19 protein-coding genes, 2 tRNA genes and 1 pseudogene are annotated in these 21,721 nt (G+C 39.6%); 13 read left to right on the forward strand and 9 right to left on the reverse strand.

What is annotated here, in order from left to right; translation table 11 throughout:
• Window positions 1-7 precede the first annotated feature (7 nt).
• Complete coding sequence (locus J2X77_RS02185; RefSeq protein ID WP_209579919.1) at window positions 8-1,588, reverse strand: ATP-dependent DNA ligase; 1,581 nt, start codon at window positions 1,586-1,588, stop codon at window positions 8-10.
• Window positions 1,589-1,596: 8 nt separating this feature from the next.
• Entirely contained in the window at window positions 1,597-2,595 is a 999-nt protein-coding gene (locus J2X77_RS02190) for a ligase-associated DNA damage response exonuclease (RefSeq protein ID WP_209579921.1), read from the reverse strand.
• 145 nt (window positions 2,596-2,740) lie between these two features.
• Between J2X77_RS02190 and J2X77_RS02195 the strand changes: the two genes are divergently transcribed.
• The 5 genes from J2X77_RS02195 (at window position 2,741) to J2X77_RS02215 (ending at window position 9,468) form a co-directional block, all read left to right on the forward strand.
• Entirely contained in the window at window positions 2,741-4,228 is a 1,488-nt protein-coding gene (locus J2X77_RS02195; protein WP_209579924.1) for an ATP-binding protein, read from the forward strand.
• On the forward strand, window positions 4,215-7,817 hold the full coding sequence (locus tag J2X77_RS02200) for a response regulator (RefSeq protein ID WP_209579927.1): 3,603 nt from the start codon (window positions 4,215-4,217) through the stop codon (window positions 7,815-7,817). The genes J2X77_RS02195 and J2X77_RS02200 overlap by 14 nt, the downstream gene beginning before the upstream one ends.
• A gap of 14 nt (window positions 7,818-7,831) precedes the next feature.
• On the forward strand, window positions 7,832-8,203 hold the full coding sequence (locus J2X77_RS02205) for a response regulator (protein WP_209579929.1): 372 nt from the start codon (window positions 7,832-7,834) through the stop codon (window positions 8,201-8,203).
• Window positions 8,204-9,034, forward strand: coding sequence for a protein-glutamate O-methyltransferase CheR (locus J2X77_RS02210; protein ID WP_209579932.1), 831 nt, complete (start codon window positions 8,204-8,206; stop codon window positions 9,032-9,034).
• A 68-nt stretch (window positions 9,035-9,102) separates the two neighbouring features.
• A complete protein-coding gene (locus J2X77_RS02215; protein WP_209579934.1) occupies window positions 9,103-9,468 on the forward strand; it encodes a PleD family two-component system response regulator in 366 nt (121 codons plus the stop codon).
• 107 nt (window positions 9,469-9,575) lie between these two features.
• Here J2X77_RS02215 and J2X77_RS02220 read toward each other — a convergent pair.
• A tRNA-Ser gene (locus tag J2X77_RS02220) sits at window positions 9,576-9,660 on the reverse strand.
• A 55-nt stretch (window positions 9,661-9,715) separates the two neighbouring features.
• Window positions 9,716-10,234 carry a YceI family protein gene (locus tag J2X77_RS02225; protein WP_209579937.1) on the reverse strand — a complete coding sequence of 173 codons (519 nt, stop codon included), beginning with the start codon at window positions 10,232-10,234 and terminating at the stop codon, window positions 9,716-9,718.
• Between the two features lie 185 nt (window positions 10,235-10,419).
• Here J2X77_RS02225 and J2X77_RS02230 point away from each other — a divergent pair.
• The 4 genes from J2X77_RS02230 to J2X77_RS02245 all read left to right on the forward strand — a co-directional run bounded on the left by J2X77_RS02230 (window position 10,420) and on the right by J2X77_RS02245 (window position 12,208).
• Window positions 10,420-10,496, forward strand: a tRNA-Arg gene (locus J2X77_RS02230).
• A 436-nt stretch (window positions 10,497-10,932) separates the two neighbouring features.
• The gene (locus J2X77_RS02235) at window positions 10,933-11,202 is read left to right on the forward strand and encodes an ASCH domain-containing protein (RefSeq protein ID WP_209579940.1); all 270 of its coding nucleotides are present in this window, start codon (window positions 10,933-10,935) and stop codon (window positions 11,200-11,202) included.
• Window positions 11,203-11,362: 160 nt separating this feature from the next.
• A complete protein-coding gene (locus J2X77_RS02240) occupies window positions 11,363-11,665 on the forward strand; it encodes an MGMT family protein (protein WP_209579942.1) in 303 nt (100 codons plus the stop codon).
• A 9-nt stretch (window positions 11,666-11,674) separates the two neighbouring features.
• Window positions 11,675-12,208: a DUF1697 domain-containing protein gene (locus J2X77_RS02245; protein ID WP_209579944.1), complete on the forward strand. Its 534-nt coding sequence runs from the start codon at window positions 11,675-11,677 to the stop codon at window positions 12,206-12,208.
• A gap of 57 nt (window positions 12,209-12,265) precedes the next feature.
• On the opposite strand, the gene mgrA is transcribed toward J2X77_RS02245, so the two are convergent.
• Complete coding sequence (mgrA, locus tag J2X77_RS02250) at window positions 12,266-13,306, reverse strand: L-glyceraldehyde 3-phosphate reductase (RefSeq protein ID WP_209579948.1); 1,041 nt, start codon at window positions 13,304-13,306, stop codon at window positions 12,266-12,268.
• A gap of 208 nt (window positions 13,307-13,514) precedes the next feature.
• Between mgrA and J2X77_RS02255 the strand changes: the two genes are divergently transcribed.
• Window positions 13,515-14,165, forward strand: a complete 651-nt coding sequence (locus J2X77_RS02255) for a peptidylprolyl isomerase (protein WP_209579950.1) — start codon at window positions 13,515-13,517, stop codon at window positions 14,163-14,165.
• Between the two features lie 61 nt (window positions 14,166-14,226).
• On the opposite strand, the gene J2X77_RS02260 is transcribed toward J2X77_RS02255, so the two are convergent.
• Entirely contained in the window at window positions 14,227-15,066 is an 840-nt protein-coding gene (locus J2X77_RS02260; protein ID WP_209579952.1) for an aldo/keto reductase, read from the reverse strand.
• A gap of 271 nt (window positions 15,067-15,337) precedes the next feature.
• On the opposite strand from J2X77_RS02260, the gene J2X77_RS02265 reads away from it, so the two are divergent.
• Window positions 15,338-17,557, forward strand: a complete 2,220-nt coding sequence (locus tag J2X77_RS02265; RefSeq protein ID WP_310078794.1) for an NADP-dependent isocitrate dehydrogenase — start codon at window positions 15,338-15,340, stop codon at window positions 17,555-17,557.
• An 85-nt stretch (window positions 17,558-17,642) separates the two neighbouring features.
• Here J2X77_RS02265 and J2X77_RS02270 read toward each other — a convergent pair whose 3' ends face one another.
• The 3 genes and pseudogenes from J2X77_RS02270 to J2X77_RS23670 all read right to left on the reverse strand — a co-directional run.
• Window positions 17,643-18,596 (reverse strand): glycoside hydrolase family 43 protein, encoded by a 954-nt coding sequence (locus J2X77_RS02270; protein WP_209579956.1) that lies wholly within the window; start codon window positions 18,594-18,596, stop codon window positions 17,643-17,645.
• 251 nt (window positions 18,597-18,847) lie between these two features.
• Window positions 18,848-19,450: an META domain-containing protein gene (locus J2X77_RS02275; protein WP_310078796.1), complete on the reverse strand. Its 603-nt coding sequence runs from the start codon at window positions 19,448-19,450 to the stop codon at window positions 18,848-18,850.
• Between the two features lie 18 nt (window positions 19,451-19,468).
• Window positions 19,469-19,783: pseudogene (locus J2X77_RS23670) on the reverse strand (DUF4377 domain-containing protein); the annotation flags it as partial.
• Between J2X77_RS23670 and J2X77_RS02280 the strand changes: the two are divergent.
• Window positions 19,782-20,663 (forward strand): hypothetical protein, encoded by an 882-nt coding sequence (locus J2X77_RS02280; protein WP_209579960.1) that lies wholly within the window; start codon window positions 19,782-19,784, stop codon window positions 20,661-20,663. The pseudogene J2X77_RS23670 and the gene J2X77_RS02280 overlap by 2 nt on opposite strands.
• Window positions 20,664-20,666: 3 nt before the next feature.
• A complete protein-coding gene (locus J2X77_RS02285) occupies window positions 20,667-21,590 on the forward strand; it encodes an alpha/beta hydrolase family protein (RefSeq protein WP_310078798.1) in 924 nt (307 codons plus the stop codon).
• The last annotated feature ends 131 nt before the right edge of the window (window positions 21,591-21,721 follow it).

A 21,721-nucleotide genomic window follows, 5' to 3' on the forward strand; every position in this document is an offset into this window, starting at 1 on the left:
CAAACTTTTATTGTATCAATTTTTTAACGTTATCCAATTCGTCGATTTCCGCAGCAGGTTTATCTTTTCGCCAGCGCAATATCCTCGGAAATCGCAATGCTACACCAGATTTGTGGCGTTTACTGTATCCTATTCCTTCAAAGGCAATCTCAAAAACAAGTTCGGGTTTAACCGTTCTCACCGGGCCAAACTTTTCGATTGAATTCTTTTTCACAAATCGGCTCACCTCAAGGATTTCCTTGTCTGTAAGTCCTGAATAAGCCTTGGCGATAGTGACTAAATGATCTCCATCTTTTACGGCAAAGGTATAATCTGTGTAATGAGCACTGCGGCGGCCGCTTCCTTTTTGCGCGTAAATGAGTACAGCATCGATGCTCATCGGATTTACTTTCCACTTCCACCAATCTCCTTTTTTGCGGCCTGCATGATAGGTGGAATCTATTCTTTTAAGCATAATTCCCTCACTGTTAATTTCGCGTGCTGCCGCCTGAATATGCTGGAGTGCTGTCCAGTCCTGAGCATGTATCAAGGGGGACAATTCTAAAATAGTATCCCGATTTTCGGCATGGAGTTTTTCTAGTAAAGAACGCCTATAGGCTAGAGGCTCATTGCGGAGATCGTTGCCATCGAGTTCCAATAGATCATAAAGGTAAACTGAAATAGGGACTTCGTCTCGAAGCGCTTTCGGAATGGTTTTGCGATTGATCCGTTTTTGAAGTTCGGAAAAGTTGAGTACCTGTCCGTCTTTGACAGCAAGAATTTCTCCATCCAGCACGAAATCTCCTTTCCACTGATCAAGTGCTGCCGTAATTTCCGGAAACTGGGCGGTGACGAGCTCTTCGCCACGAGACCAGATGTGGATATCTTCACTGCGTTTGATCAGCTGTCCGCGGATACCATCCCATTTATATTCAGCTTGCCATAAGGTAATCTGTCCTAGCTGCTCAGGATCTTTTTCAACGGGATAAGCGAGGCAAAAAGGGTAAGGTTTGGACAGTTTTGTATCACTATATGCACCGCGAACAAGCTTTTCGAATTCGACTTCATTCGGATTCCACTCGCCCATGATGCTATGTGCTACAGCACTGGCTTCGGTACCTGTATATTGCGCTATGGTATTGATAAGGCCTTTTGCGGAAACTCCCAAACGGAAGCTTCCGCCAAGAAGTTTGTTAAAAATAAAACGCTCGACTGTGGTCAATGCATTCCAGGAATGTAGAACAAAAGTTTTCTTTTCCGTAACTGAGGCATGTTGCAGGGAGATAATTTCATCCATCCACTCGCTTAAGCTTTTTTCTATCAGTTGCGATGCAGGTGGTAAAAGTAAGGATAAGGTCTCAGACAGATCTCCTACAGCTGCGTAAGATTCGACAAATAACCATTCAGGAATTTCTGTTATTTCTAATGTCCAAGTCTTGAGGTCCTTTACTGCAATGCTACGTTTAGGTCTTTTTCCTGTCATCAGTGCTAAAAACCAAAGTTTGTCTTTTTCAGAGGCTCGATTGAAAAACTCCAAGATAGCTTCTTTTTTCAAGTTCGTCTTATTGCTGCTATCCAATGCATTGATTAAGTTCGCAAATTCTTTCATGGGCTATCTTAAGTCGTTTGGGGCTGAGGTTCTTCTTCGTCACCGTACTGAGTCGTGACTTCTTCGGCTTCGATACCGATTTCATTGAGGTATTTGGCGAATGTTGCCGTCTGCCCGTGTGTGACATATACTTTTTCGGCTGCGCTTCCACGTACAGCTTGCAGTAAACCAGCCCAGTCGGCGTGGTCACTGATCGCAAATCCTGCATCAGCACTACGCCATCGCCGTGCACCTCGAATTTGCATCCAGCCCGAACAGATCGCATAAGCCATATTAGGTATCTTCTGAAGGGTCTGGCTATCCAATAAGGCAGGGGGAAGCAATACAATCTGGTTATCCAGTACTTTGACGCCTTCCTTTAGATCTACAATTTGATAGGGCGGTAATTCTATCCCTTCTTGAAGATAAGCTTCATTGAGTTTAGCAATACTATAATGCACAAATACTGGACCCATCTCATGGACTGCATTTAGAATGCGCTGCGATTTTCCGAGTGAATATCCTATAAATACAGACGTTTTTTTATTACTCTGATTGTTTTTAATCCAGGACTGCAAGCGTTCATTTTGCCTAGCAACTGGTTCCCAACGATAAATAGGGAGACCAAAAGTGCTTTCTGTGATAAGTTCATGACACTTAATTGGTTCAAATGGCGTAGATAAGCCGTCGTCCTGTATTTTATAATCACCTGTAAATACAACGACCTTCCCTTTATATTCGAGTCTGATCTGGGCGGAGCCAATGATGTGCCCCGCGGGATGCAAAGAAACACGTACACCATTAATCTGTATCGGTTCATTGTAAGCCAGTCCCTGAACTTGAATATCAGGGCCTATGCGGCTTCGAAGGATATTTACTGTAAAATGATGACAGAGGTATTTTTTCATTCCCCAGTGAGCATGATCTGCATGACCATGGGAGATAACTGCCAGATCAACAGGTTTCCAAGGGTCAAGATAAAACTTGCCCGGAATACAGTATATACCTTTCGATGTAAAACGTATCATATAGCAATAAAACAGCCTTTGACACACTAAAGTTTTACTTATTTCATTCCTATAGATCTTGCTTTTGGGATTCCTCAATTCGATTAGTGGTATTCAGTTAAATTTTTTTAGATTTGTTAACCTTGATGCTAAGTTCAAATACACTATGATATTAATTGTTGATGATAATCCGGATAATATTTACTCGTTACAAAAGTTACTTGAATCCAAAAATTTTGAAGTTGATACCGCTCATTCTGGCGAGGAAGCTTTAAAGAAGATTTTAAAATATAATTATGCATTAATTATACTGGATGTTCAGATGCCGGATATGGATGGCTTTGAAGTGGCTGAAAATATTGCAGGGTTTAGCAAAACGAAAGAAACTCCGATAATATTTTTGTCGGCTGTAAATACGGATAAGCGTTTTATCACGAAAGGGTACAATTCGGGCGGTTTGGATTATGTAACCAAGCCTGTTGATCCTGATATTCTCCTGTTGAAAGTCAAGACATTCTATCGGTTATATGAACAGACGCAAGCACTTAAAGATGTTCAACAAACATTGGAACTGGAAGTGGAACGGCGAAAGCAGGCACAGAAAGAATTAAGTTCGAAAGTAGACTATTTGCATACACTTCTGGAGTCTCTGCCACAAATCGCTTTTACATGTAATCATGAGGGGACTATTGATTTTGTGAATGGTCGCTGGTTTCAGTTTTCCGATGATGCTGTAAAGTTTCCGGAGACATATCCTGGCGATCCATCTATTGAGAAGGAGCTTCATGCCAGTCTTCATTCGGGAAAACCACTCGAAATGGAGGTTCGTATTCAAAGGCGGGCTTGTGGTGAATATCTGTATCAACTTTTGCGTGTGTGGCCCATTTTAGAAAAAGGCGAAAGTAAATGGGTAGGAACATTTACAGATATTGACGCACAGAAAAAGGCAGAAAAGGAAAAAGATGAGTTTCTTAGTATCGCGAGCCACGAGTTGAAAACACCGTTGACAAGCATAAAGGCATATATGCAGCTACTGGATCGAAAGCTAAAATTGGATGAAGAGAGTGCCGAAGCAAAATATGTAACACGGGTGCAGGGGCAGGTAGATAAACTTAATAGCCTGATTTCTGACCTTTTGGACCTCTCAAAGATCGATAACGGGAAGTTGTTGATTAATAAAAAAGTATTTTCGCTTGAGCATATGGTGAAAAGTGCGATAGACTCCATTGTCCAGACGCATGACCAAAGCAATATGAAACTGCTAAGGACAGGTGATATTACAGTTGTACAGATTTATGGTGATGAGATCCGCCTTGAACAGGTGCTGGTTAATTTTTTGACCAATGCTTACAAATATGCTGCTGGTACGGAAAAAGTAATTGTTGACTGTAATGTTATTGGTGATACCGTAAAAATCAGTGTAATTGATTTCGGAATAGGAATACCTGTGGAAAAGCAGGCCGATGTCTTTGAGAAATTTTATCGTGTAGAAGAAACGTCTTTTGATTTCCAGGGACTAGGTATAGGACTTTATATCTGCGCTGAAATTATTCGTGCCCACCAAGGAACTATTTCTGTTGAAAGTTCGGGTGGACAAGGAGCTACATTTTCTTTTACTTTACCTGTAACTATACCCGAAGATGTCAAATACTAAGATACTCAGTAATATAACTTGGGGAATCGGGTTTTCTTTGATTGTGCTGCTCATGAGTTCTACGGCTTCCTATATCGGGATTCAGGAACAAAACAGGCATCGTCGGGAGCTTGCCGTGACAAGAAAGATTATCAATATATCGAATAGCGCGCTTAATTCTTTGCAAGGAGCTGAAACTGGGAATCGGGGGTTTCTATTAACCGGAAAGGAGAGCTATTTAGAGCCCTTTAATAATGCATTAGCAAACTTACCAGCCGAATTAAAGGAAATGGATATACTAACTCATCAGGACCCGGTACAAGGGGTTAAGGTGGATAGCTTTCTAACAGCAGCAAACTTGAGGTTGGAAATTTTAAAGGAATCGATAGCTACCAAAAGAAAGGGTGGGGTGGTTAGCGTAGCGCAGTTGGATCGCAGTAAAATGGTGATGGACAAATGCCGTCAGATTATCGATGAAATTATTCAATATGAGGATGAGAATATTGACCGCAAATCGGCAAAAGTGGATAATTCCTCTTCAATTACGACATTATTTATTGTAATCAGTGCTTTACTTTCACTTATCATTACCAGTTATTTTTATATTCGGTTACGGGTAGATTTCAAAAAGCGCCTGACGCTTGAAAAATCACTTCGGGAAAAAGATGAAGTCATTTCAAAACGTTTAAATTTAATCCAAAGGATTACTAATCGTATCGCATTGGGGGAATACGATGTAAGGGTGGAAGAGTTGGAGGATGACGATCTAGGAGCGATAGCGAAATCTGTTAATAGGATGTCTAAAGCGCTGCAGAAATCCTTTGGCCAACTTACGGATAATGACTGGCTGCATACGGGTTATGCTCAACTCTATATAGGATTAATGGGGAATAAAAACGAAGATGCTATTGCTGCGGACTCCATTAAAACCCTTGTGAGCTATATGGAAGCGGTTAGTGGTGCAATTTATATTTTTAATGAAGAGAGATTGATCTTGATGGGTACCTATGGGCTTGATAGTCAGGTGCAAAAATCTTTTTTACCTGGCGAAGGATATATCGGTCAGGTGTATAGGGACCGGCAAACAAAGACACTAAATAATATTAATACGGCGGATTATGTAGTAAGTTTTGCTAACGGAAAAATTAATGTGCCATATATTCAATTCTTACCTTTATTGGTTGAGGATAAAGTGCTAGGGGTATTAGAAATCGGCAAAATGAATAATTTTACTGCGGTTGAACTGACATTTCTACATGAATGTGCCAGACAGATCAGCATTGCGCTGATGTCTGCCAAGGCACGTGCAAAGATTCAGACATTATTGGAAGAGACCCAAGTGCAATCTGAAGAGCTGTTGACACAACATGCGGAACTTGAGAGTTTAAATGCAGAACTGGAGGCCCAAACTCTACGTCTTCAATCTTCGGAAGAGGAATTGAAAGTTCAACAGGAGGAACTGATACAATCCAATCAAGAACTGGAAGAGCGTTCTCGATTGCTTGAAGATAAAAATCTAATGATTGCGGAACGCAATAAGGAAATCCAACTGAAGGCGGAGGAGCTGGCGATGAGCACGAAATATAAATCGGAATTTTTAGCCAATATGTCGCACGAACTCCGTACGCCGCTCAATTCAATTTTGCTACTTTCACGGTTACTGTCAGAGAACGTCGATGAAAATCTGAATTCAGATCAGATTGAATCTGCCAAAGTCATTCAGAGTTCGGGATCAAGCTTGTTAACACTTATTGATGAAATCTTAGACCTTTCTAAAATTGAATCCGGCAAGATGACTTTGGAATATACGACGTTGGATCTGAACGATATCTTATCAGATTTAAATAGTCTGTTTTTGCCAGTTGTACAAGAAAAGGGATTGGTTTTCAAAACGAATATCAGCGATAAGGTGGCTACAAGATTTGAGGGGGATCGTCTTCGAATAGACCAAGTCCTTCGCAATTTGATTTCGAACGCAATAAAATTTACCAAGGAAGGTGAGATACGCCTGGATATTTACGAAGATTCCCAGGATAAGGATAAGTTGGTTTTTGCCGTTATTGATTCTGGTATCGGTATACCTCTTGATAAGCAAAAAGTCATTTTTGAAGCTTTTCAACAGGCAGATGGATCGACAAGAAGAAAGTATGGAGGTACAGGTTTAGGGCTGTCTATTAGCCGTGAGATTTCTCGTCTTTTGGGTGGAGAGATTCGGTTGGAGAGTGAGGAGGGGAAAGGCAGTACATTTTTGTTTGTTATTCCAACATATAAAATTGAGGTCAGTGAGGTACTGACAAAGGAAGAGCAGCTTGTTGATGAGATATCTTCAGAGGTGGAGGACGTCATTGAGCTGATTAAAGAAGATGGTTATGATCCATTAACAATTCCTATCCCGGAGGAAATACCTGATGACCGGGATACGATTAAAGAGGGTGATAAGGTAATATTGATTGTTGAGGACGACGTTAATTTCGCTAAGGCCCTATTGAAGTACACACGCACACAAAAGTATAAGGGAGTTGTGGTGGTGCGTGGTGACCACGCTTTGCCGGCAGCATTAAAATACAAACCTGCTGCTGTTTTATTGGATATACAATTGCCCGTGATGGATGGATGGGCAGTGATGGATCGATTGAAGGGGAAGAAGGAAATACGTCATATCCCCGTGCATATCATGTCCTCCCTAGCGGTAAAAAAAGAAAGTTTATTAAAAGGAGCGATTGATTTCATAAATAAGCCTGTTGCCTTAGAGCAAATGACAAACATATTTCAAAAGATTGAATTGGCTCTAAAGTCTTCGCCGAAGAAGGTACTTATTGTGGAGGAAAATCCCAAACATGCAAGTGCACTATCTTATTTTTTAAGTAGTTTTAATATCTCCCTTGAAGTAAAAAATAACGTTGAAGACAGTATTACAGCTTTGCGAACGGCAGATGTTGATTGTGTAATTTTGGATATGGGGGTGCCCGATGAAATGGGGTACAATACCTTGGAGGCTATTAAGCAGCATGAAGGTCTTGAAAACTTACCTATCATCATCTTTACCGGAAAAAATCTGTCCAAGTCTGAGGAACTTAAGATAAAGAAATATGCAGATTCAGTTGTGGTGAAGACTGCACATTCCTATCAGCGTATTCTTGATGAAGTCGGATTGTTTTTGCATTTAATAGAGGTCAATAATGCAGATGATATAAAAAGGAAAAATAATGGATTAGGGTCATTAACCGATGTGCTGAAAGGAAAGAAGGTACTAGTAGCTGATGATGATGTTCGCAATATCTTTTCCTTGACCAAAGCTTTGGAGAAATTTCAGGTAAAGGTCCTTCCGGCCATGGATGGCAAAGAGGCCCTAGATGTCCTTGCTTCGGGGGAATCCGTCGATATCGTGCTGATGGATATGATGATGCCAGAGATGGATGGCTATGAGACAATCAAAAATATCCGTCAGGATTCCCAATACGTCGCACTACCAATTATTGCTGTTACGGCAAAGTCGATGATTGGTGATCGGGAGAAATGCATTCAGGCTGGTGCGTCTGATTATATTTCCAAACCGGTGGATATTGATCAATTGTTGTCTTTATTGCGTGTGTGGTTATATGAAAATTAAGGAAGGTTGGATATATGGATAAAAATAAAGTGATATTAATTGTAGACGACGATCAGCGAAATATCTTTGCACTGCGTTTGACTCTAAAGGCCAAGGGATATCGGGTTTTGAGCAGTAATTCTGCTCTTGATGCGATCCGACTATTGGAAACTGAAGATCAGATTGCCTTGGTTTTGTTGGATATGATGATGCCTGAGGTAGACGGTTATGAAGCAATCCAGTTAATCCGAAAGTTGAATTCGAATAGTCGGTTACCTATTATAGCTGTGACGGCACAAGCGATGAGTGGGGATAAAGAAAAATGTTTAAATGCTGGGGCGCAAGCTTATGTTTCGAAACCTATTGACGTTGATAAATTGGCGCTTGAAATTGAAAGATTGATTTAGATGTTGGGCTATAATATTATAAGAGACGATGAGGTCGATATCTTGCTTGAGGATATATACCGTCAATATGGCTATGATTTTTTGCAGTACAGTAGAGCTTCCATCAAGAGAAGGATCAATCGAATTATGACCAACGATCGATTGGCAAGCTTTGCTGAACTCAGATTTGCTTTGAAAGACAATGCCGAATTTCTACAACACTTCGTTGAAGAGATTACTGTAAATTTGACAGAGATGTTTCGGGACCCGCTGTTTTTTCGGGAACTTCGAGAAGAAATTCTTCCTCAATTGGGAACCTATCCTTTAATACGGATCTGGGTTGCTGGCTGCTCTACAGGTGAAGAGGCGTATTCTATGGCCATTTTGTTAAAAGAAGCTAATCTATATCATAAGTCATTGATTTATGCGACAGACATTAACCCTAGGGTTCTTGAAATTGCGCGTAATGGCGTTTACCCGTTGAGCTTGGTCAAGACTTTCTCCGAAAATTATATGGAATCAGGCGGGAAGCAGGATTTTTCGAACTATTATACGGCTAATTATGAGTGGGCAAAATTTGATGATGAATTGAAAAGAAAAATGATTATATCAACGCATAATTTGGTGTCGGATACTTCGTTTAACAGTTTTCAATTGATTTTGTGCCGCAATGTGTTGATTTATTTCAATAAGGAATTGCAGGAACGAGTTTTTAAATTGTTTGACTTGAGTCTTGAAAATTTAGGATATTTGGGTTTAGGTAGTAAAGAAACGATACGATTTTCTAGCATTCAGCATAACTTTACGGCTGTTGGGAATCAAAAAATTTGGAAAAAACTTTATACATTGTAGCCGTATACTTTTAGATATGATTTTCTGTTCAATATTAAACGTAGCGAGCAAAGTATTTTAACTATTTTATGAGTAAAACAAAAACTGTATTGATATTTGATGACGATACCATTATTTTGGAAGTCATAACTGTTGTATTAATGGATTTAGGGTTGAATGTTGAAGTTTCCGAAACTTCACATGACATTATCCCACGGGTCGAATCTTCTAAGCCAGATCTCATCTTGATGGACAATTGGATTCCCAATATAGGAGGTGTGGAAGCGACTAGGTTGCTGAAAGCCGATGCTCGATTTAATCATATTCCCGTAATTTATGTTTCGGCCAACAACGATATTCAATCGCTGGCTGATCGTGCTGGAGCAGATGATTTTCTATCCAAACCATTTGATTTGGAAGATCTAGAAAATATTGTAAATAAATATATCACTTAACAAAATTGGTATGCGGATCTGCTCGAAGAGTTTCGGAATGATCCTTTTTTTGTACTCTCTAAAAACTACAATAAAAAAAGCCTTTCATTTCTGAAAGGCTTTTTCTGCGGAGAGTGAGGGATTCGAACCCCCGAACCTGTGACAGTTAACGGTTTTCAAGACCGCCGCATTCGACCACTCTGCCAACTCTCCGCGACAAAAGTACGAATTTTTACTCTTCCACCAAATTTTATTTTATAAATCGAGCTTATTGAGCTTTTATAAGCTGAATATCAGCACTAAATTTTACTTCATCACTTACCATCACGCCACCCGTTTCCAGTGCAGCATTCCAACTAAGTCCAAATTCCGAACGTTTTATTTTTCCTTCTACAATAAATCCAGCTTTGGTATTGCCCCAAGGATCTTTCTGTATACCTGCAAACTCTAAGTCGAATGATACGGGTTTAGTAACATCACGTATCGTCAGATTTCCTTTAATCTCATCATTTTCTAAACTCGTGGCTTCGAAAGTAATCTCAGGATATTTTTCTACATCAAAGAACTCTGCGCTTTTTAGGTGGCCATCACGTTGTTCATTACGTGTGTTGATAGATGACGTATCAATAACCACTTTCGCAAGCGCATTTTTAAAATCTTCTCCCTCTGCATCAACATCTAGTTTAAAAATGTCAAAGTTTCCTTTAACGTTTGTGATCATCATGTGTTTTACTTTGAATTCTATCTCGCTATGTGCGGCGTCTAATTCCCATTTTCCATGTGCCATAATTTTATGTTTTTATTATTTGTTTAATAACACAAAGGTAACAGCTGTTTTATTCATTTTGTTTGACCAACATCAATAAAATAATCTTGTTGAAATGCAACTAGTTATTGAAAAACCGCAAAAAAATAGAAGTGATATTTTGGAAATATGATGCAAATGTCTACTTTTGCATTACCGAAAGAAACGCGCCAATAGCTCAGCTGGATAGAGCATCGGTTTTCTAAACCGACGGTCTCAGGTTCGAATCCTGATTGGCGTACCAAAAGTGTTAAAGATCGGTCTTAATAACCTCATTAAGGCCGATTTTTCATTTTACTAGTGTTGTAACTAGTCAAATCGAGGCCCGTGTTAACGATTTAACGGCATTTTCTGGATCAAACCGAAAGTTTGGGGGTAAAGTTTGGATATGATCCGATTTAATATTTTTATAATTTTCAAAAATTCTATTTTGTAGCATACTTTCCGACAGCTATCAGCGATTACAGGTCAAAAATTGCGATAATTAAACCAACTTATAAGGACAGGTTTACTAAATGGCAATAATGGATCAATATGGACACATACTTCCTAACTTTATTTTTAAATTGCAATATGATAGGTAGCTATATGGAAAGAAATTCAAAATGGAAATCCAGTATTTAATGATTAGAAGTTCCGGTTTCTTACCACTTTTGTGATAACAAGATGGATGCAGACGAATGTGCCGAACTTGTACGGAAAGGTATCAAACAGGCTACTACACATTCTTTAACAGCATTGCAAATCAACAAAGAAAGTTACCTGCAATTAGAGACCTAGCTATCATCACCGATTGGCATGGAATTCCCAAAGCGGTCACCAAGACCGTTAAAGTGGAGATTGTAAGGTTTAAAGATATGACAGATGAATATGCTTTTATCGAAGGTGAAGGAGATTTATTGGAAAGAAGTATATTGGACTTATTATATGCGCGAATTGAGCAAGCATAATTTAAAGCCAACTATTGAAATGGAACTTGTCTGCGAGTACCTTGAGACGATCTGGCAAAAGAAATAATTGGATTAGTAATAGCGATTACCCAAATTGCCGGAGAGAGGTGTCGGCTGACTCTCCATATTAATAATTTGGGTTACAAAAAAGCGAGTTAATATGGAGGAGAGATTCAAAAAACAAATATATGAGGTAGCTAAACTGATCCCACAGGGACGGGTGACGACCTATGGGGCGATTGCCAAGGCCTTAGGTTATCCCAATCATTCACGGCATGTTGGCAAGGCAATGGGTGGATGTCCGGCCGATGTTCCGGCCCACCGAGTGATTTCAAGTGGAGGATTTTTAGCAGTGCCTGGATTTCAGGAACGTTTGGAAGCAGAGGGGCTTGTTGTGAAGAACTTTCGAGTCAAGGATTTTAAACAGTTGTTTTGGGATCCAATGAAGGAATTAATTGATTAATTTAAAGAAATGAAATACTGTGCTTTTCTACGTGGAGTCAATGTAAAAGGAACTAATATGAAAATGGCAGATGTTTGCCAGGTCTTTAAGAATGCAGGTGTGGCGGATGTAAGTTCGATACTCGCTTCTGGAAATATTATCTTCTCATCTGACCAGCCGGCAGAACTGCTGAAGCGCCTAATGGAAGAATGCATGTCGACACATTTTTTATATGACGCTTCTTTGTTTATCCGGTCAAAGGAAGAAGTGTGTTTACTGGAGAAAAATAATCCTTTCGATAAGCATGAGGATTTTAATGTATATGCATTTGTGGGACTAGATGGAGTCGAAACAATATTGATGGACGAATTCAACAATTCAATGCATTTGTCAGGGGAGAACGCTGAAATAGTCAACGCTATTTTTTATTGGCAAGTGCCCAAAGGAAATACCTTGGATTCTGCGTTTGGAAATGTGTTAGCGAAAAAGAATTTGAAAAATAAAATGACGAGCCGTAATATAAATACGTTTGGGAAGGTATTGAAAAAAATGGGCGAATCATAAAATGAGCCCATTTCTATTTGGGCTCTTTGTCTTTTCAATACTTTTCTCAGCACTGATTTATTGTTCTTGATCAATCTCAGCGGATTTAGCCCAGATGTTAATATGACCGTCTTTTGCATAGAGATCAATTTCTTGAATCTCCTCTTGACTAAAAGACAGATTTCTTAGCGCATCTACACAATCACTAACTTGCTGAGGTTTTGATGCACCGATCAGCGCCGATGTTACCTGTTTCTTACGTAGGACCCAAGCGATAGCCATCTGCGCCAGAGATTGTCCTCTACGCTGTGCGATAGCATGTAAAGAAAGGATATTTTTCTGATTCTCTTCGTTTAGGAATTTTTTCTGAAGTGATTTAGATTGCGAAGCGCGGCTGTCTTGAGGGACGTCATGCAAGTACTTGTCGGTGAGCATGCCCTGCGCCAGCGGGGAAAATACAATAGAGCCAATTCCTATCGACTCCAGGGTGTCAAGCAAGCCATCAGTTTCTACCCATCTATTAAGCATGGAATAGCTGGGCTGGTGAATAATAAAGGGTGTCCCTAATGATTTAAGGATCATATAAGCTTCCTTAGTCCTTTGCGAATTATAAGATGAAATACCTACATAAAGCGCTTTTCCGCTACGGACCAAATGATCCAGCGCCAACATGGTTTCTTCTAAGGGGGTATTGGGGTCGAAGCGATGGGAATAGAAAATATCGACGTAGTCGATACCCAGTCTCTTAAGTGATTGCTCACAGCTTGAGATCAAATATTTACGGCTGCCCCATTCTCCATATGGCCCATTCCACATGTGATAACCTGCTTTTGATGAAATGATTATTTCGTCCCGTAAGCCGTGCAATTGTTCATTTAATATTTGTCCAAAGGCTTTTTCGGCACTTCCAGCAGTTGGTCCATAATTGTTTGCAAGATCGAAATGCGTAATGCCAAGGTCAAATGCCGTTGTACAGATATCTACTTTGGTTTGATGAGGCGTGTCGTCTCCGAAATTATGCCACATGCCTAAAGATATTGCGGGCAATAAGAGGCCGGATCGGCCGCAGCGGTTATAGATCATATTTTGGTATCGGTCTGGATTTGCTGTATACTGCATAGTATTGAATAAGTTTCCTATAAACTAAGATAAATTTTGGCTTATTTGCAAATTTTAATTGCAAGCTATGCTCGAAAATTTTTAGAGTGAGGAAATTTTAGGATAAATCTTGAACTATTTTTAGTGCGAAATATAAAGAAAACTTTTCGAGTTTGGCTTTGGCAAAGCTAAATTTAATGTATTTTTATACACATTAAAAAATTGTTTTATGGAAGTGATAAGGAAAGTTCAGATCACACTATGGTTTGTCTTAATTACTGTAGTCAATTGTTATGCACAGTCAAAACACCTGCTTTTTAAGACGGAATTCGGTAATTTTAAAGCTGTGCTTTATGACTATACACCTCATCATCGTGATTTGATGTTGCGTTCAATTCGAGATCATGTTTATCACGACGCTTTATTTAATCGCATTATCGAAAATTTTGTTGTTCAGGGTGGAGAGCATGATATAGATATTGCAAAACGTGAGGCTGCAGATCCTCTTCATCAACAACCACGACTGGCGGCAGAGTTCGACGATCGTGCTTTTCATAAAATGGGCGCACTTGGCGCCGGACGAGACGGGAATCCCGAAAAGGCGTCTTTTTTGAATCAGATCTATTTTGTTGTTGGGAAGAAAATTACAGCAACGGAACTAGATAATTTGGAATTAAAGAAAGGTATAAAATATACTGCTACACAAAGGAAAGAGTACCTAAACAACGGTGGGCAGCCAAGACTGGATCATGATTATACTGTTTTTGGTGAAATTTATGAAGGTTTTGAGGTAATTATGAAAATTAGCCGGCTAAAAACGGACAATCAAGATTATCCACTTCAAAAAGTGCCCTTCCAGATTGTTGAGATTAGTAAATAATCGTATAAACCCTTACTAGACGCTGCATGTAGCTATTCCAGCAAGGGTCTTTTTTTTTAAGCTAAAAGGCAACTGTTTTAGGATTCGATCCAGAAAATCCCATTTCTGGCAATGATTGAATAGTTTTGATATCGTCTTCTGTCAGCTCGAAACTGTTAATGACTAAATTTCTCTTTATATTATCTGGATTGGTCGATTTCGGCAGGGGTAAGATTCCTTGAGACAGCGCAAATTTAATACAGATTTGCCCAACACTTGTATTTTTTTCTTTTGCCAGTTTAAGGAGTGTCTCATCGCGCAATATTCTTCCAGAACCAAGCGGCGACCAAGCCTGAACAAGAATGCCATTGGACTGACATAGCGCCACAGTATCCTTCTGAAGATAACCCGGATGAAATTCAATTTGATTCACGGCAGGTACTACTTTGGCTGTCTCCAATAATTTGTCAAGGTACTCTTTTGGGAAATTACTCACGCCAATGGCTTTTACCTTTCCCTGCTGATATAAATCTTCAAAGGCTCGCCATGTATCGGCATTGATTTTGGCCCAGTGCTCAAATTGTGTCTCGTTGGCAGGCCAGTGGATTAAGTAAAGGTCAACATAATCCATTTGCAGATCATTTAGCGATTTTTCGAAAGCTGCGGTCGTTTTGTCGTATCCGCGCTCGGTGTTCCAGAGCTTTGTGGTAACAAATAATGAATGGCGGTCGATTCCACTGTCTTTTATGGCCTTTCCAATACTCTTTTCATTTCCATAAATAGCTGCGGTGTCAATATGGGTATAGCCGGCGTGAAGTGCTTCTCTAACTGCCTGATAAGCTTCGTCTCCATCGGGAATCTGCCATGTTCCAAACCCAATGGATGGAATTTCAGTTCCATTGTTCAATTGAATTGATTTCATTGTCAGTTGTTTTTTGATTTGAGCTAAAATAGGGTTTCGGTTGATGTCTCTAGTCACCGAAATGTCAAGAGGAATACTTTTAAGCTAATGCGATAGTGTTTATTCAGTGTAGCCAAAAGATATTTATTTTGACAATTTTATTGTCAAAATGGGTGCGATTCCTCGTAAATTATGGCATTAATTCTTATCTTTAGGCGAATTTTTGAGAAATTCAGATTTTTCAATGAGTTCACATAGCATTAAAAATTAAACATATTTCTAATAGATTACTATGTCAAACAAATCAAAAATTGTTTGGACAAAAACAGATGAAGCTCCTTTATTGGCGACTTATTCGTTTTTGCCTATTGTTCAAGCGATTACAGCTACAGCTGGTATCGATGTTGAATTGAGGGATATCTCCTTAGCGGGCCGTATTCTTGCTAGCTTTCCAGAATTTTTAAAAGAAGATCAAAAAATTGTTGATGCATTGGCCGAGTTAGGGCAGTTGGCAACAACTCCTGAGGCAAACATCATTAAATTACCCAATATCTCCGCTTCAATTCCTCAGTTGAAAGGTGCTATCGCTGAACTACAGCAAGCAGGGTACGCTGTTCCCAATTATCCGGATGAAGCCACAACAGAAGAGGAAAAATCAGCAAAAGCTAAATATGCGAAAGTATTAGGTTCTGCTGTGAATCCCGTATTACGGGAAGGAAACTCCGATCGTCGCGCGCCTAAAGCAGTTAAGAATTATGCAAAAGCAAATCCTCATAAAATGGGTGTTTGGGCGAAAGATTCCAAAACAAAGGTTGCTTCGATGACGTCAGGTGATTTCTATGGTTCCGAGCAATCTGTAACTGTTGAAAATGATGGTCAATTCAAAATTGAGTTTGTAAATGAACAAGGTGCAGTAACGGAATTAAAGGGGCTTTCACCATTAAAGGCTGGTGAGGTCATTGATTCTTCAACCTTGAGTTTAACGGCTTTGAAAGGGTTTGTAGTAGATGCTATCGCAGAAGCTAAGGCGGCAGGTGTATTGTTGTCTGCGCACCTAAAGGCGACAATGATGAAGGTTTCTGACCCGATTATATTTGGTGCTGTTGTAGAAACTTACTTTGCTGATGTTTTTGCGAAGTATGGTGGCTTGTTTAAAGAGTTGGGTATCAACAAAAACAACGGATTAGGCGAAGTGTATGCTAAAATCGCTGGTCATGCAAAAGAGACTGAGGTTAAGGCTGCTATTGATGTTGCTATTAAAAACGGGCCTGCTTTAGCGATGGTAAATTCGGATAAAGGAATCACCAACTTCCATGTTCCTTCTGATGTCATTATTGACGCTTCTATGCCAGCGATGATCCGTATCGGTGGTAAAATGTGGAATAAAGATGGTCAAGAAGAAGATACAATTGCTATGGTTCCTGACCGCTGTTATGCCGGTGTTTATGAAGCAACTATTGAAGACTGTAAAGAGCATGGTGCATTGGACCCTAAAACAATGGGTTCTGTTCCCAATGTTGGTTTGATGGCGCAGAAAGCGGAGGAGTATGGGTCACATGACAAAACTTTCCAGGCTGCAGGAAACGGTGTCATCCGCGTAGTAGACGCTTCAGGGGATGTTTTCATGGAGCAAAAAGTGGAGGCAGGTGATATCTTCCGTATGTGTCAGACCAAAGATGCTCCGATTCAGGACTGGGTGAAATTGGCTGTAAATCGTGCGCGTTTGTCGGAAACACCTGCTGTTTTCTGGTTGGATAAAAACCGTGCTCATGATAGAGAGATCATCAAAAAAGTAGAGAAATACATGCCTGATTTTGATACAACAGGTTTAGACATTCGCATTTTATCGCCTATTGAAGCAACGAAACTGACTTTGGAGCGTATCCGCAAGGGAGAAGATACGATTTCCGTAACCGGCAACGTATTACGTGATTATTTGACAGATTTATTCCCAATTTTGGAAGTTGGTACATCTGCTAAAATGTTATCTATTGTTCCGTTGATGAATGGCGGCGGTCTATTTGAAACAGGTGCTGGTGGTTCTGCTCCAAAACACGTGGAGCAATTTCTTCAAGAAGGTTACTTGCGCTGGGATTCATTAGGCGAATTCTTGGCACTAGGTGCTTCGTTGGAACACTTGTCTCAAACGCAAAGTAATCCGAAAGCGCTGGTATTGGCGGAGACTTTGGATGAAGCTACGGAGAAATTCTTGGCAAATGACAAATCTCCAGCCCGTAGGGTTGGCCAGATTGATAACCGGGGGTCGCATTTCTATTTGACGTTATACTGGGCTCAGGCTTTGGCAGCACAGACAAAAGATGCTGAATTGGCTGATAAATTCGCTTCCGTTGCGAAGGTTCTTACAGAAAATGAAGCTAAGATCAATGAGGAGTTGATTGCTGCGCAAGGTAGTGCTCAGAACATCGGTGGGTATTATTTTCCGAACGATGAATTGGCAGCGCAAGCAATGCGTCCATCGGAAACATTGAATCAGGTTATTGCTAACATATAAACGGTAGTTTTTTAAATAAATATAAAAGCCTGTATCAAACGATACGGGCTTTTATATTTACCCCTTCTATGAAACAAAATATCTGCTATTTTAGTGAATATTTGACACCTGTAAAGGTCATTTTAACAGGTATGATATGCCCGTTTTTGTCAAATTTCATTTCTTCAATACAAGTTACCCGCTCGTTAGCTCCCTCTTTGTCAAGCGGTCTTCGGTGATATACAATAAAATATTTTTCTTTGTTTGGTATTTTGATGACCGAGTGATGCCCGGCTCCAACCGCTACTTCGGGATCCCGCTCCAGTATCGTTCCTATCCGCTCAAAAGGGCCAAAAGGGGAGTCGGCGATGGCATAAGCGACTTTGTAGTCGGGGCCAGTCCAGCCACCTTCAGACCACATAAAATAATATTTCCCATCTTTCATAAACATAAATGGGCCTTCAACATAATCTTTAGGAGTGATTTCTTTATAAAGGCTGCCGTCTTCGAAAGGGAGTAAACCCGTGAAATCTGGTTTTAACTTAACCAAATTGCAGTGCTTCCAACCGCCATAATACATATAAAAAGTTCCATCTTTGTCTTTGAAAACAAACTGATCTATGGGTTGTGCACCATTGATAATGTCATTGATTAAGGGTTTACCTAAAAGATCAGTGTAAGGGCCATCTGGCTTGTCGGCTACAGCTACTCCAATCCCGCCAATCTCTCCCTGATGAACATCGTTTGCTCCAAAAAATAAATAATATTTTCCTTTATTTTCCAATACTGCGGGTGCCCACATGGCTTTTTTTGCCCATTTTACGTTACTGTTATCCAGGATGCGGCTGTGCTTTGTCCAGGTAGCTAAATCTGGAGATGAAAAGGCATCAAAGAATATCTGTTCTTCATAAGGCGCCGAATAGGTTGGGAATATCCAATATTTATCCCCGTACACAATACCTTCAGGATCAGCGTAATTTCCAGTTATAACGGGATTCTTTTGAGCAAAAACTGTAGCGGATAAAAGTAGTGCTGTTGATGTTAAAATTGTTTTAATCATTGTATGGTTTTAAATTGATAAGATACGGTATCAAATTGATGGTCGCGTAGCAAAATGAATCAATTTTATGCTCATTTGTCTCACGAGCTATCTATTTGTTAAAATTTTGTTAAAACAAGTTTTGCTTTCGATTGTTTCCGATTTATTTCACATATTTGTTTATGTCGTTTCCGAATGGCATAAATACTTTTCATAAAATAGGTTAATAATATGGCTAAGACACCCAAAGTTTCCCAGACTTTGGGTGTTTTTTATTCCCGCTCCAACCCAAATATCATCACTAGTTTACCGTTATAATATAAGTTTAGAGTCTGTTCTGCGATATCGAATTGAATTTGCCTTTGTTCGAATATTTGGAAGAACTCATTTTCTATATGTATGGTATTACACGAACGCATAGTACTTGCTAAGTGGGTAAAGTTGATTTTATAGCCTTTAATATGAAATCCGCCCCAAAAAATGTTACAGCCCGTCGTGCCGTCGATTGTACCATTCTTGGCGTCGAATCCCAGGCTCGCCTTACTTGAGCTGACATCCTTTCCATTCAATTGAAGTAAATTCCATTTAAACCGAGCTAGAAAGGCCGCTACGCTGGGCAATTCATTTGTACGTTTTTTCGAAAGGATATCAATTAATCTGTAATTGACAGTGTCAGTATCTCTTCGTTTCGTTTTCTTTACACGAACACGATAGTGGTAGCCTTCCTGATAATCAAAACCATGAATTGGTGTACTCAGATATTTCCATTTATTCGATTTTTCCGATTTTATTTGGAGGCATTTCATTTGTCCGAGCTTTGGCGCATACACATAGTTTTCTCCAACCTCCCAGATTCCGACTTCAGTATTTTCCATTAGTGATTTGGATATTATTTTTATCAAGCTATATCTCGGATGCGAATCGTTTTTGTGTTTGCGGACTAGGATATTGTATTCAAATTTTGGGTTATAATCAAACTTGAAAATTTTAGCATAGAATTTCTCCCAATCATTGCTATTATAGTATTTAACAAGATAAGGTGGAGCTTCCGAAAGGCCTGACTTTACTTTTAACCGAAAAGAAGAGCCTTGGGCTAGTAAATTATGGAATGGTAATAAGAGAGCTAAAAAAATTAATAACAAATGGTGTATTGAGGACTTCTTCATAAACTGTAAAGTAAATATCAATAAAAACGTATCTTTAAACATGAATATTGCACGAGTGAAAGTTTACCTGCTGTTCCTTTTTTTTCTTCTGAGTCTGCAGGTCTATAGCCAAAATAGGAAGGATTATTTTAAAACACAAATAGCTCTCGGAGAACTGACCGATCCACAATTGAAAGAAGTATCTGGCATTATAGCGGCGGCTAGTTCAGGTAATTTTTGGGTACATAATGATAGTGGCGATGGGGCACATATTTATTTAATTAGTCGTGAAGCCCAGCTATTAAAAAAGATTACACTTGAAGGGGTGTCCGTGGTTGACTGTGAGGATATCGATCGGGTAAAGATTGGCGACACCTATTTCCTCGTCCTTGCGGATATCGGTAATAATCTCAGAAAAAGGACCTGGGTATGTCTTTACGTGTTTCCGGAGCCTCAGGCGGAAGATCCTGAACTTATTCCCAAAAAGTCAATTCGTGTAATTTATCTAAAATTTCCCAATCACCAACGCTTGGATGCCGAATCGGTAATGATAGATCCCATAGACAAAATGTTGTATTTGATATCTAAACGTGAATTCCGATCGACTGTTTATAGTGCTTCAGTATTTAGCAATCCTAAACAGCAATATTTTACTTTAGATAAAGTTGTCGAATTACCCTTAACTTTTGCAACAGGGGCTGCTTTAGATCCGACAGGGACTAAAGTACTTGTAAAGAACATTACACATATATTTTACTGGCAGAGGCACGCTAGGGAATCTTGGGAGCAGGTGTTTAAGCGAAGGCCCACTATTTTACCTTATCAGGTGGAACCGCAGGGAGAAGCAATCACATTTGACAGCATGGGAAGCGGATTTTACACGATAAGTGAACGCCCATTCGGTTTAAAGTCCTATCTTTATTTTTTTGAAAAAACGCTATAATTTATGATAAACACTGTGTCTATTTCTGCAAATTCAAATGATCGATTTCGTATCGCCGATGTCGCTAAAAATTGGTTTTTCCGTGAGAGAAGGGGCGCTCCGGTGCTCACGGTCCTCATTCTTTTTTTTTGTTCCTTTACGGTATGTTATGCCGCCAAAGTTGATACCCTATCTGTTCCAAGCCATTCCATGAACAAAGGGATTAAGACTGTGGTCATTCTTCCCCAAAATTATTCTAAAGAAATCAATTACCCAGTGCTGTATTTGTTGCATGGATATTCAGGCAATTATAGTAATTGGATTAAGAACTCGAGTGTGGGTGCATTAGTAGATCAATATGGTTATGTGGTGGTATGTCCTGACGGTGGTTTTGGAAGCTGGTATTGGGATATGCCGAACGACAAGAATTATCAATATGAAACTTTCGTGTCTAAGGAGTTGGTTGAGTACATAGATCAACATTATTCGACGATTAAAACCCGGGATGGAAGGGCAATAACAGGGCTGAGTATGGGCGGACATGGTGCTTTGTCATTAGCGATTAAGCATCAGGATATATATGGTGCAGCAGGCAGCACAGCCGGCGGAGTAGATTTTAGGCCTTTTCCGATGAACTGGGAAATTAAAGACCGTATTGGGAATTATGCCGATGTACCACAAGAATGGGATAGCCGTGTGGTTATCAATATGGTTCCAAAATTGGTTAATAATAAGCTTCGTTTAATGATAGATTGTGGTAAGGAAGATTTTTTCTATGCTGTGAATGTTGCACTGCACGATAAATTGATGTACCATAATATAAATCATACTTTCGTTACAAGCGAAGGTGGGCATAATTGGGAGTACTGGTCTCGGTCCATAGTGTATCAGATGGCTTTTTTCAAAGGGTATTTTGGTGAATCGGAAAGAAATAAGAATAAAAAATAATAAATATTTGGCTTAAATGAATAAATTACTATTTTTGCTAAACAGAGACCTTAACTAACAAATTATAAACTTATTATTAAGCCTTACGAATTGTAAGGCTTTTTTATTATTTTCAGCAAAATTTTTGATTT

Source organism: Sphingobacterium sp. 2149, assembly GCF_031455655.1.
Classification (GTDB): domain Bacteria; phylum Bacteroidota; class Bacteroidia; order Sphingobacteriales; family Sphingobacteriaceae; genus Sphingobacterium.